Here is a 12,600-nt window from a genome sequence, read left to right on the forward strand (position 1 = left end):
CTCTAATCCTATTTACTCTCGCCCCCTTCCCCTTTGGGGAAGGCTGGGATGGGGTTTCTAATCAGGATAATATCTTAAGATAATGACACTGGTTGACATCGACGGCAATTGAATATGGTATGCAATTACTCTAATTTCTAAATATTTCCGGCTGAATAATACTGCTTTGAATGTGAGATTTTCCCGCAGCGTCGCGGCGTCGCCGCGGGAAATAGATATTATTATATTACCCTTTTCTTTTGTCAATAATCCTATTCAGCTTTCCTCCGTCACTCCTTGGAATACTTTCAGGCATCATTAGCGTGATTTTCATGCTTAAACCTATATCGTCTTTGATCTTCTTTTTCAGTAGTTGCAAGGCTTTTTGAAAGCGATCATTTTGCAGCGGGACATCTTGTTCTTTTTGAATGGCTTCATGCAGATTCCTGTCAACTTCGGCGCATACTTCCACTTCGTCCATTGTTCCGGTTCTGGAAACGATCAGCTGATAATTAAGGCTTAGCTCCGGAATAAATTCCAATATGGCTTCCACTTGTGTGTGAAATAAATTAACGCCTCTTATAATCAGCATGTCATCTGCCCTGCCTGCTATGGGAGCCATTTTGATATGTGTCCGCTTATTGCTCTTTTCGTACGAAAGACTTGTAATGTCATTTGTCCAGAAACGGAGGAGGGGCATCGCTTCTTTGGTAAGTGTGGTAAATGTCAGCACACCTTGGCTTCCATAAGGCAGCGGTTCTCCGGTATCTTTATCAACAATTTCAGGATAGAAGTGATCTTCCCAGATATAACTTCCGGTGCCTTTTTCTTCAAAGTCTTCAGAAGAAACACCCGGCCCCATTATTTCGCTCAAACCATATATATTGCTTGCAGAAAGCCTTAATCCTTTTTCCACATCCGTTCTGATACCTTCCGTCCAGGGCTCTGCTCCTAATATGGCATACTTTAATTTTATGGATGAAGGGTCGATTCCCTGTTTCCTGATTTCTTCGGCAAGTGTCAATGCGTAAGATGGGGTGCAACAAATGGCATCGCTTTCAAAATCGCGCATCAGCATTAATTGTTTCTCTGTTCCGCCGCCTGATATGGGCAATACCGTCATGCCTAATTTTTCAGCGCCATAATGCAAACCCAAGCCTCCGGTAAATAATCCGTAGCCATATGCATTTTGCAAAAGCATGCTGGGTTTACAACCTGCTGCGGCTAAAGAACGTGCTACTACTTCCGAAAAGATTTCCAAATCATGCCAGGTATAACCTACAACAATGGGTTTCCCGGTTGTGCCGCTGCTGCAATGCAATCTTGCCACTTCATTTTTGGGAACTGTAAATAACCCGAACGGGTAGTTGTCACGTAATGCATTCTTTTTGGTGAAAGGTATTTTGTAGAGATCATGAACTGTTTGTATGTCTTTGGGAGCAATGCCGTTACTATCAAAAAGCTGTTTGTAAAACGGAACTTTGGCATAAAGCTGTTCTACTTTGTCTTTAAGATTCTTGTTTTGCAATGACCTTAATTTGTCTAAAGGCATTGTCTCTATTTCTTTATTGAAAAGTGACATACAATCGTTGATTTAATTTTTAAAGTTAAAACGAAAATGAATAAGGATGATGATTGTGTGCCCGTTTATGAGTTATGTCAATTTTTGGAGCTGAAGCTTTGGGATAAGGTTCTCGCAGCGGCGCGACGGCGAAAATGGAAAGGTGGAGTTATCCTGTGTCAAGGGAATCTTTCGCACAATAAAAAAAGCGGTTTGAAACTGAAGTCTCAAACCGCTTTAAAGTATTTGAATAAATTAGATTTTCTCTTGAGTGGTTTTGGGTTTTCTCATGATCGCTACCACTTCCACTACAAAACCTGCGATGATTAGAAACGGTGCTAATGTAATACGGCGGAAGCTATAGATTTCTTCTTTGTTGAAAACATGCGGATCCTGGCTTTTACCGCCTGCCATTAATATAAAACCTAAAAGAATCAGGCCTATTCCGGCAAACATGATATAGTAATTTGTTTTGTCGAAAAGGAACAGCGTGTTCTTGGATGCCGGTGATTTTTTTGGAGAATTAACTACTGCCATTTTATATTTTTTAAAGGGCTAAAATTAGTGTTTTTATTGGAATGTAATAAAGTTTTTAATAAAGGTCGTCGAGTTTTAGTTTCAGGTATTTGATTACGGAACGGTGCGTACTCAGAACGGAAATCAGTACTCCGACCAATAATATTACCAATGAAAGAATGGCCAACGAGGTTCCGTCATTAAAAATAACCATTTGAGGAATATAAGAACTTGCTGCATACTTCAAAAGATATAGCCCTATGATTGCTATCAGACCGCTGAGCAAGCCTGTGGTAATGGCTTTTTTGTCGAAAGGTTTTGCAATAAACCACCTTGTAGCGCCTACCATTTGCATGGTTTTTATCAACAAACGATTACTGAACATGGCCAATCTTACGGTATTGTCGATAATAATAATAACCGCAATAAATAATATTAACGCAATGGCACCCAATACCAGGCCGAATTTCCTGAATGTTGCATTCATCTGATCAACTACTACCTTTTCGTAAGTTACTTCCCTTACAATATTGCTTTGCATCAAAAAGGCTTTAATCTTATTGATGCTGTCGGTATTTACATAATCGGAACGCAGGTTTACAGAGATAGAAGAATACAAAGGGTTGACATCTAAAAGCTGCATGAAATCTTCGCCCATTTCTTTTTGCATTTGTGTGGCAGCCTCTTCTTTTGTAACAATGGTAGCCTTACTTACAAATGGTTGTTTCTGAAGAATACCTTCCAGTTGCTTGGTTGTTTCATCACGGGTATTGTCATGAAGGATAACCTGCAATTCCATTTGTTCCTTAAAGTACTTGGACATACCGCGACCGTTAATTACTAACCATCCGATTGTTCCCAAAAGGAAAAGAACTAATGAAATACCAATAATAGAATATATATATGAAGGTGCTTTTTTCATTTTGATTATTTAAATTATCCTGTCCGGATAATAAACGATTGCTGTTTACTATTATTCCGCACGACAAATGTTTACGGAAGCAAGCAAAAATAAAAATTTGAAACTAAAGCAGCCTATTTAATTTCAATAAAAAACAAAATAAAGGAAATGAATGATGGCGGGACGGATTTTTAACCTTATTTAACCCGGAGCATTTTATTCCTAACCTTTTATAGTGTTTAAAACCTCATAAAGGTTGGATTACCGATTACTTAAACCTCAAAGCTTTTACAATACTGATACCTTTTACCATTATAACCGGAATCAGCATAAACAAAACGCAGGCTAACAAAGTTCCCAGGTCAATCAGCAATATTTGCCAATACACTATTTTGATAGGTACATATTGCATATAGTAGGCCGATTCTTCCAGTTTAATGAAATGGGTATATTGTTGTATAAGGCAAAGGCCAAGACCAAATACAGTGCCAAACAGAATACCTTTGATGGCGACATTAGCGGCATGATACATAAATATTTTTTCCAATTTGGCATTCGGCATTCCGATGGCTTTTAAGGTGCCTATCATATTGGTACGTTCCATAATGAATATCAACAAGGCCGTTGCCATATTGATAATTGCCACGATAGCCATAATGAAAAGGATAACATAGGCATTTGTATTCATGAGTCCGAGCCAGCTGTAAATATTGCCATACAAATCCTTCATGGTTGTCCTGTCCATTGGCGGCGTCAGGTATCTCTGGTAAATATGTTCTGCAACAGTGTCGGATTGTTCATAATCCCTTATGCTGACCTGATAACCATTGATTGCTTTATCATTCCAGTTTGAAATCCGCCTGAGCAATCTTATATCACAAATAGAAAAATTATTGTCAATTTCTTCCATGCCCGTGTGGTAGGTGCCGCAAATCTGTAATTTTCTTACACGGGGAAATTCCTGTTCCGGGTCAATGAACCAGACCATAAGTGTATCGCCGATTTTCCGATCCAGTTTGTTTAGTATTGTTTGTGATAAAACAATCTGGCGTGTATATTCCGGAACATTAAAATCGGGTTTCGAGCCTTCAAACTTTATGGCATTATTGCTTTGCCAGTCATAATCATTTTCCACGCCTTTTAACTTAATGCCCTGCATGGTGGTGCCGGTATTCAGAATGGCTGCCTTTATGGCAAAAGGATGTACCGCTGTTACTTCAGGTTCCGATTTAATTTGTTTTTCAAGGGAAGCATTATAGTCAAATGGCGCAAGACTTATAATGGTTGACGGATTTGGATTAAAAGGTGCAATCTGGATCTGTCCCCAAAATACAAAAAGCTTATCCTTAATAGTTTCTTTAAATCCAAACACTGTTGCCACCGCAATAATCATTACTGCTACGCTCAATGCCGTTGCCACGGTTGCCAGTCTGATAATAAACCGGGAAAAGGAAGCTTTTTTATTAGCGCCTATGCGTTTTGCTATGTAATAAGATAAATTCAAACAGGACAGGAAATTATGAGGGACAAATGTAAGTTTCATGTTTCAAATTCCAAGTTCTAAATTAATAATAACCATCTCTTTCAAATCTAAATTTTGCTTCGCAAGAGAAAAGTTCTAAATTTCCGACTTCAAATCTTCCAACTTCAAAGGCATGTCCGTTACACTCATCATAATCATCATTACTGCTGCAATCTCATTTGCTGCTTTTCAAAATCATAGCTTAATGGATAAACTGTTGCTTTGGCCGGCCAAAATGAATAGTCCGGTTGAGTATTATCGCTTTCTTACAGCCGGATTTGTTCATGCCGATACCATGCATCTGGCCTTTAATATGATTTCATTCTATTTTTTCGGTGAAATATTAGAGAAGTATATTGGTTACCAGTATTTTATTATACTTTATTTAATCGGAATAATCGTTTCCTGCATTCCGAGCTATTTCAAAAAGCGCCATAATCCGGCTTATCGCTCCCTTGGTGCATCGGGTGGGGTAGCCGCTATTATTTTTGCAAGCATTTATTTAGATCCCTGGAATACGATTTATATCTTTTTCTCAATTCCCATGCCAAGTATCTTGTTTGCTGTAATATACCTTGGATATACCGCTTATCTGGCTAAAAAAGATGCCGGCTTCGTAAATCATGACGCGCATCTTTGGGGGTCCATTTTCGGCCTCTTATTTATGCTGGTTATTGATCCGAGCCACGGAATGTATTTCATAAATATGTTGCAACACCCAAGGTTCGGTTAACAATACCGGATTTTAGCTGAAAATAACTTAGCCCAATCTTCTTCTAAAGATTGGGCTTTTTTGTGTCCGGAATATCAAGAAGATGCTTTTATCCTTGTGATGCCTTAACGAGGTTCTAATCAGCGAAAGCAGGCTTATTAAGTTTAATCAAAATGAAGCCTGAAAGAGTAGGTGAATGTCAAATGAATCTCCTGAGAATTGCATAAAAGAAAATAAAGATATTATGTCTCATTTTAGCAAACTTTCAGCGGTCCGAATCTTTTGCTATGCCTGCCGTTTTTAAACCTGTTTTTGTATTTCAGTACTTGTTTTAGAAAGAAACATCCAACGCTTAATTGCCTGTTTTTATTTTAAGATTTTGTGTGATTTAGTCAATTGCGGAAGCATTTGATAAAATGGCATTTAATCATCCGTTTTTTGCTTTAAAACAAATTAGATATATAAATGAATGCTTCGTGTTGAATCTTCTTTTTTATTATTTATTTTTTAGTTTAAGATATTTTAGTTCTTATTGAAATATTTATCTGAAGCTAATTTGTGAAAAATAAAAATTCAAAATTAAATTATATAAGAATTGAATTCAAATCTGAATATTCAAACTATTTCGGAAGGTGACCTTTACGTTCGTAAATCTATTTATGTGATTTGTTTATATGTAATTGAACTGAACGAATGATTTTTATTTAATATTTATTTCTATTTCGCATGTGTTAATATCTAATGTTTTTATTTTATTTGTTAGTTAAATTAAATTTAATTATATTATTTAAATTTTTAATATTTAAATAAGGCTTCTTCTTTTAAATAGTTGTGTGGATTTTTAGACGTCTAAAATATTTTGATTTTATCAAATATTTACTTTTCAAACTATTAATATTATTAGCTAAATAAAAAACATGAAAAAATATAAATTTGTTTAAAATTAAAGTTTAAGTAAATATAAATTTATTGTGTCTATTTGGCACTATTTATTTCATTTCTCAGATTTCAATTAAATAGGGTAGGGATATAAAATTCTATTTTTTAAATTTAATAAAATCATTTAATGTTCTATTTTATTTTTTAATAATTTTTATAAACCATTTTAGCATAAATACAGAAATCTGCGGCTTCAAAAAATTGACTTAAACAATCATAGATAAAAATAGATAATTTAATTCATTTTTTCAAAGGTTTTTTTGCATCTGATTTTTTAAATTCAAATTTATATTTTAGTTTGAAAATATAATTTAAAATATTGAAAACCAAAATTTTAAGTTTATTTTTTATTTTACCTAATGCCATACTGGCAGAGAATAATTTTTGTTTAATTAATTTGATACTAAAATGCTAAAAAACAAAATTTTATATAGGTTATTGTTATAAAAATATACATTAAGCCTGATGTTATTTCAAATTCTAATTTCAAATTAATTTTTATACTTATGTATAAATGAAATTTACTGTTTTTCTCCCTTTTGCCGATAAAAATTTATATATTTAGGCATCGGATGGAAAATTCAAATTTTACATTATAATATTTTAGAATGAAAAAAATATTTAGTATATTATCTTTAATAACTTTTTCGTTGGCTGCGGTATTTACTTTCCTCTTTCTTGAAAAATGGGTTAATGTCGAAATGTCAGTAATTAATGCTTTGTGGTTTGCTTTTACTTTTTGTGTCGTAGGCTATGCTGTTTTCAGAAAATCTTTGACAACATGGATTTTAGTCGCCATGGTAGTAGGTGTACAAGTCGGATTACACTTTCCGGATATTGCACTTAACCTTCAGGTGTTAAGTAAGGTATTTTTAAAATTAATTAAAACAGTAATAGGACCCATTCTGTTCGGAACGTTGGTAGTAGGAATAGCCGGACATTCCAATCTGAAACAACTTGGCAGGATGGGTTGGAAATCCCTACTCTATTTTGAAATTGTAACCACTTTTGCATTGCTCATCGGGTTGCTTGCTATTAATATTTCACAAGCCGGAAGCAATATTCATATTCCGGAAAGACTCATTCATGCTTTGCCAAAGTCTTCTGAAAGACAGATGCAGGAGAAGATGATCGCTATTTTGGATAGTTCAAATGTGAGCGTACCGGCAGGACTTATCAATCGTTTACCTGATGCTCCGGGCAAAACCTGGCAGGATCATATACTCGATATCTTCCCTGAAAACATAGCGAAATCTGTCGCCGAAGGCCAAGTATTACCCATAGTGGTTTTTAGTATTATATTCGGAATCGGTCTTGCCATGCTTTCCGAAGAGAAGAAAAAGCCCATGCTTTTATTTGCCGAAAGCCTTTCGGAAACCATGTTCAAATTCACAAATATTATCATGTATTTTGCTCCTTTCGGTGTCGGAGCTGCCATCGCACATGCCACCGCTGAGCTCGGAACGGACATACTTTTTGCCCTTGGAAAACTGCTTTTGACCCTTTACTGTGCGCTCCTTGTGTTCATCATTTTGGCCTTTGGTTCAGTGATGGCAATCTGTAAAATACCCGTGAAAAATTTCATCAGGGCAATAAAAGAGCCCGTTTCCATCGCTTTTGCAACCACCAGTTCTGAGAGTGCACTTCCCAAGGCAATGGAAAATATGGAGAAGATTGGCGTTCCGCGTAAAATCGTCTCATTTGTAATGCCAACCGGATATACCTTTAATCTTGATGGCACTACACTTTATTTATCTTTGGCATCTATCTTTGTCGCACAAGCTGCAGGTATTCATATGAGTATCGGTCAACAAATCGCAATGGGGCTGACTTTAATGCTCACCAGCAAAGGCGTGGCAGGTGTGCCAAGGGCTTCTTTGGTTATTTTAATTGGCGCTGCAGCTACATTTAATCTTCCTTTATGGCCTATTATGGCGATTTTTGGTATTGATGAATTGATGGATATGGCGCGGACTTCCGTAAATGTAATGGGAAACTGCCTTGCAAGCTGTGTGGTTGCCCGTTGGGAAAATGAATTGGATGACACCAAATTGCACCAAAAATTTATTGTGGATTAATTTTTATTAAATTAAAGAATACCAATTAATTGTGAATTTTACTTTATCTATAAGTTCTATTAAGATTTTACTATTTGTTGTCTGCCTTTTCTGTTGTTTGACATCCATCGGGAAAGTGCGCATTGCATCCTGGAATTTGCAGAATTTCGGAACAAACAAGAAAGATTGAATAATCGATTTAATGGCTCAATCATTGAAAACCTTCGATATTGTTGCAATACAAGAGGTCAATTCCGGGTCTTCAGGTGCACAGGCAGTGGGAAAATTGGCAGATGCGCTCAATCGAACAGGTAACAAATGGACCTATTCCATCAGCGAAATCACCACTTCTGATAATCCGCAGGAAAGAGAACGCTATGCTTTTTTATGGAAAACCGGCGAAATAAAGCCCAAAGGAAAAGTTTATCTGGCTTCAAAATTGCGTAATGAAATTTGCAGGGAGCCGTTTATGGGTACCTTCGAGAAAGGAAATCTTGTATTTACTTTGGTAACTATTCATGCCATTCCGAAGAAAAAGCAACCTGAAACAGAACTGAAATACCTGAAATCAATACCTCAATTGTACTCCGGAAACAACCTCATTTTTATGGGGGACTTTAATTGTCCGGAATCGCATACGGTTTTCAATCCCTTAAAAAAGCTCGGTTTTGTGCCTGCATTCACAGGGCAGAAGACTACTTTAAAGCAGAATTGTAAAAATGGAGACTGTCTGGCCTCGGCTTATGATAATATATTTTATCCGGAAAATAAATTCAAGAAATTAACTTCCGGTATTATTTCATTTTATACTGCAATTCAATGGGATATGGTAAGAAAAGTGTCAGACCATTTACCTGTTTTTGTGGAGTTGGAATAATTATTGTGAATAGGTAAATGGCGAATAGTCAATTGGTTATTTCTCATTTACTTTTATTTATCTCTTTAAACCTTATAGGTTTTAAAAACCTATAAGGTTTAAATAAAAGCCTAACTTAATAAACATTGATTCGCCATTTGCCTATTCACTCCTTCAGCTCCGGATATTCCATTTTAAAAGCTCTCAAAGTATCCCTGATGATTGTAGCAACCAGATAAGATTTGTACCAATTCTGGTCAGCCGGAATAATATGCCAGGGCACCGAATCGCATTTTTTGAAAACTGTTTCATAGTATTTCATATACGCTTCCCAAAGTTCGCTTTCAGCCAGGTCTGACTGATTATATTTCCACATTTTGCGGGGAATTTCAAGGCGTTCCTCCAGTCTTTTTCTTTGCTCTTCATGACTTACATGCAGGTAAAGTTTAATAACATGCGTGGCATTCTCTTCCAGTAATTGCTCAAAATTATTGATAGCATCTATGCGCCTTTTTGCTGTTTTATCGTCGCACCAGCCATGCACTCTCGTTATCAACACATCTTCATAATGTGAACGGTTGAACAATTGAATCATGCCTTTTTCGGGCGTATTTTTATGAATGCGCCAAAGGAAATCGTGCGCTGCCTCCTCTTCCGTTGGTGTCTTAAAAGATTGGACTTTAACACCTTGCGGATTCAACGAACCGAAAACATCTTTAATCAACCCATCTTTTCCGGATGCATCCATGCCCTGAATGACAACCAATAAGGCATGTTTTCTCTCTGCAAACATCAGGTTCTGGAGCTCATCCAGCTCCTGAAGAATGGCCAGTGTTTTGCCTTTTGTTTCATCTTTGTCAATACCTTTTGGAGCTCGTGTACTTATTTTAGATAATTTGATCTGTTCTGACATTTATCTTGTTTTGTTGAAATTTTTCAATAGGTACTCCTTATTCTGAGTCTATCTGTTTCCTGTAAGCCTTAATAAAAATAGCTCCCAGATTCTTGTTCGGCGGTACATAATCGCTAAAAAGATCATTTGTTACAGCCCCTTGTGCGGCAAAATACCTCGAAAGATCATGCCACATCTCAATCCAGTTTACATCCTCACCGGCCAGCAACATTTTGTTTACTGCGCTGATAATAGGTGTATTAACCCGATATGCGCCTACTTGTTTGGATGAAATAATATTGGCATCAGGCGAAGCATCCAGCACTTTAGCCAGATTATGATAACCACCGCAGGAACCCAAAATCACGATTTTAGCAGCAGGGCTCAGATGTTCCAGCGTAGTAGGCAGGTAATAGCTATGTCCGCGGTGGATAACAATAGATGGTTCCAGGGCATTATCATCTATATATGTTTGCAATTGCTTTTGGGCATAAACATCGTTTTCGTCCGCCTCTTCCGGCAAAGGCACATTTACATAAATCTCAATCGGCACTTTCCCCGTTGCTGTAACAGTAGCCCAATATTTATTCCTTTCAATCTTCCAGTTGCCGTTTCTGAAAAGGCTGAGATAACCGTTAAAAGCACCCATTCCGTCCTTGTCGCCATAAAAAAAGACCTGTTGCACAATTTTTCCGTCCTTATTTTTTAAAACACTAATCGGCACATAAGTGATGGGCGGCAAAATATTCTGAAAATCATTATTGATAGCAGAATCGTTTCCGGCACTATTAAAAATAGTATAAAGCAATGCATAAACCGCTGTTCCTTTTTTATTAATTCTCTGATGGTATTGCTGCAATATTTCATCCTTCAAAAACGAAATCAGTTCCGGGTCGGTCAGGCTTCCGAAGGCATCCGCCACATCAACTGCATCTTCCAAATCATTCAAAGGGCCTTTTTCCAGACCCGAAACAAACTCTTTCATCAATTCATTCTGATGGTTTTCGTCCATCGAATTGAGGAATTTTGAAATTTCATTATAGCCTGCCGACATTCTCAGAAAGGTTCTGAAGCGGCTTTTATGCACTTTTTCGAGGAAAGCATCGCCGCTCATCGGTTTCATTTTTTCCATCATACGGTCAAACATCCAGGTGAAGCTGCTGGTATAAATTTCATCCTGGCTGCCAATCATCATGAAATAAAGCTCTTCAGCATTGAAATCCATCAGGCCTTTGAAACGGATATTTGCAGGGCTTTCGTGCAGCTCATTTGCAACCCTTACGAATTGCAATCCTCTGAAATTAATTTCATTATCCAATGTTTTTTCAACTTTAGATGTACCTTGTAACTTTAATGCTACCAGTGCTTTAAAATAATTATTTTGATTACGGCTAAGCTTATCGACTTCTTCAATTGTTTTGCGTCCTTCATAAATTTCATCTAAGAACGGCAAAGCTTTTTGTGGTGCAGCCGATTTTTCTGCAATAGCAGCAATAGTTTTTACAAGCGGATCCTGGTTCCTTTTAACGGCTTTTCCTAAATTGCCGGTTGACAAGGCATAATTCAAAACAATATTCGGAACCACTTTTGCCGCTGCTGCAATAACAGGATCAGCATAAGGTTCATTTACAAATTCAGGCAGCCTGTTTATCATCATTTCAGGGCTGGCCATTCCGACAGCTTCATAAACCGACCCTTTTAAATCAGGATAATTCGTCAACAGTGCAGTATTATCGAGGGTAATGATATTTTTATTTTTTGAAATGTAATCTGCAAGGTTATTTTCTTCAATTCCCCTCAATATATTATCGAAATTTTCTGCTGATTTTTGAATATAAGCAGCATTTTCCCGCGTAGTGCGTAGGTTATTCCATTGACGCATCCGTGTTTCCAGAATCCGGTAATATTGAATTTTGGTTGCATGAGGAATATGCATGTTTTCTATATGAATCAATATTTCCGGAGCTTTGAACAACAAAGCTTCGGTAAGTTTTTGAGAAATGACAGTATCTTCCAGTTCAATAACCTTATCCACTTCCCCGTCTTTTAAATCGCTCTGTCTGATTTGTGCCTTTACTTTATCTGCAAATAAAGCTCTGTTGACCGGAACGGGATTCATCAAAGTATCTGTTTCAAACACAGGAATTACTTTAATGCTGTCATTTTTAGATTTTTGTGCATTTGAATTTTCAGAAATGAGGATTGCCGACAGAATCAATAGTAGAAATTTGTCCATATTTAAAGATAATTAAATATTATGAGAACACGACTTTATATTAACAGCCATTTACCTGAAATAGTTCTTAAAATAAGGATTACTGAGTGTCTATTTTATATCAGAAAGACAGACGCAACCTGCGGCGCCTCATCGGTAGAGCCCGACAGCGTCCCTCAACCTGCGGCACTTCATCAGGAAAGTCCGATAACGTCCCTCAACCTGCGGCGCTTCATCGGGAAAGTCCGATAACGTCCCGCAATCTCCGGCACCTCATCGGGAAACCCCGACAGCGTCCCTCAACCTGCGGCGCCTCATCGGGAAAGTCCGACAGCATCCCTCAACCTGCGGCGCCTCACCGGGAAAGCCCGACAGGGTCCCTCAACCTGCGGTGCTTCATCGGGAAGCTCCGATGGCGTCCCGCAGGTTGCGGGATATTGATAATCAATT

Annotated in this window: 9 protein-coding genes; 3 read left to right on the forward strand and 6 right to left on the reverse strand. The window is 37.3% G+C overall.

The genetic code is table 11. The features are described from left to right. Nucleotides 1–226: 226 nt before the first annotated feature. The 4 genes from F0919_RS09765 to F0919_RS09780 form a co-directional block, all read right to left on the reverse strand. Nucleotides 227–1,561 (reverse strand): phenylacetate--CoA ligase, encoded by a 1,335-nt coding sequence (locus F0919_RS09765; protein ID WP_150032558.1) that lies wholly within the window; start codon nt 1,559–1,561, stop codon nt 227–229. Between the two features lie 234 nt (nt 1,562–1,795). Then, the gene (locus F0919_RS09770) at nt 1,796–2,077 is read right to left on the reverse strand and encodes a DUF3098 domain-containing protein (RefSeq protein WP_150032559.1); all 282 of its coding nucleotides are present in this window, start codon (nt 2,075–2,077) and stop codon (nt 1,796–1,798) included. Between the two features lie 55 nt (nt 2,078–2,132). Then, a complete protein-coding gene (locus F0919_RS09775) occupies nt 2,133–2,978 on the reverse strand; it encodes a cell division protein FtsX (RefSeq protein WP_150032560.1) in 846 nt (281 codons plus the stop codon). 247 nt (nt 2,979–3,225) lie between these two features. Next, complete coding sequence (locus F0919_RS09780) at nt 3,226–4,500, reverse strand: ABC transporter permease (RefSeq protein ID WP_150032561.1); 1,275 nt, start codon at nt 4,498–4,500, stop codon at nt 3,226–3,228. Between the two features lie 112 nt (nt 4,501–4,612). Here F0919_RS09780 and F0919_RS09785 point away from each other — a divergent pair, with 112 nt between their 5' ends. The 3 genes from F0919_RS09785 to F0919_RS09795 all read left to right on the forward strand — a co-directional run bounded on the left by F0919_RS09785 (nt 4,613) and on the right by F0919_RS09795 (nt 9,064). Further along, on the forward strand, nt 4,613–5,212 hold the full coding sequence (locus F0919_RS09785; RefSeq protein ID WP_150032562.1) for a rhomboid family intramembrane serine protease: 600 nt from the start codon (nt 4,613–4,615) through the stop codon (nt 5,210–5,212). 1,526 nt (nt 5,213–6,738) lie between these two features. Then, a complete protein-coding gene (locus F0919_RS09790; protein ID WP_150032563.1) occupies nt 6,739–8,208 on the forward strand; it encodes a dicarboxylate/amino acid:cation symporter in 1,470 nt (489 codons plus the stop codon). Nucleotides 8,209–8,389: 181 nt separating this feature from the next. After that, on the forward strand, nt 8,390–9,064 hold the full coding sequence (locus tag F0919_RS09795) for an endonuclease/exonuclease/phosphatase family protein (RefSeq protein ID WP_216629410.1): 675 nt from the start codon (nt 8,390–8,392) through the stop codon (nt 9,062–9,064). A 145-nt stretch (nt 9,065–9,209) separates the two neighbouring features. Here the strand turns inward: F0919_RS09795 and F0919_RS09800 are convergent, their stop codons facing one another. Both F0919_RS09800 and F0919_RS09805 read right to left on the reverse strand, forming a co-directional pair. After that, a complete protein-coding gene (locus F0919_RS09800; protein ID WP_150032564.1) occupies nt 9,210–9,956 on the reverse strand; it encodes a PPK2 family polyphosphate kinase in 747 nt (248 codons plus the stop codon). 37 nt (nt 9,957–9,993) lie between these two features. Beyond that, nucleotides 9,994–12,171 (reverse strand): hypothetical protein, encoded by a 2,178-nt coding sequence (locus tag F0919_RS09805; RefSeq protein ID WP_150032565.1) that lies wholly within the window; start codon nt 12,169–12,171, stop codon nt 9,994–9,996. Between the last annotated feature and the right edge of the window lie 429 nt (nt 12,172–12,600).

The organism is Taibaiella lutea, from assembly GCF_008629695.1.
In the GTDB taxonomy this organism is placed as follows: Bacteria; Bacteroidota; Bacteroidia; order Chitinophagales; family Chitinophagaceae; genus Taibaiella; species Taibaiella lutea.

Bases quoted from the DNA above. Each gene is read 5' to 3' on its own strand.
- F0919_RS09775 (WP_150032560.1), bottom strand. From the start codon at position 2,978: ATGAAAAAAGCACCTTCATATATATATTCTATTATTGGTATTTCATTA.
- F0919_RS09805 (WP_150032565.1), bottom strand. From the start codon at position 12,171: ATGGACAAATTTCTACTATTGATTCTGTCGGCAATCCTCATTTCTGAA.
- F0919_RS09790 (WP_150032563.1), top strand. From the start codon at position 6,739: ATGAAAAAAATATTTAGTATATTATCTTTAATAACTTTTTCGTTGGCT.
- F0919_RS09795 (WP_216629410.1), top strand. From the start codon at position 8,390: ATGGCTCAATCATTGAAAACCTTCGATATTGTTGCAATACAAGAGGTC.
- F0919_RS09770 (WP_150032559.1), bottom strand. From the start codon at position 2,077: ATGGCAGTAGTTAATTCTCCAAAAAAATCACCGGCATCCAAGAACACG.
- F0919_RS09785 (WP_150032562.1), top strand. From the start codon at position 4,613: ATGTCCGTTACACTCATCATAATCATCATTACTGCTGCAATCTCATTT.
- F0919_RS09765 (WP_150032558.1), bottom strand. From the start codon at position 1,561: ATGTCACTTTTCAATAAAGAAATAGAGACAATGCCTTTAGACAAATTA.
- F0919_RS09780 (WP_150032561.1), bottom strand. From the start codon at position 4,500: ATGAAACTTACATTTGTCCCTCATAATTTCCTGTCCTGTTTGAATTTA.
- F0919_RS09800 (WP_150032564.1), bottom strand. From the start codon at position 9,956: ATGTCAGAACAGATCAAATTATCTAAAATAAGTACACGAGCTCCAAAA.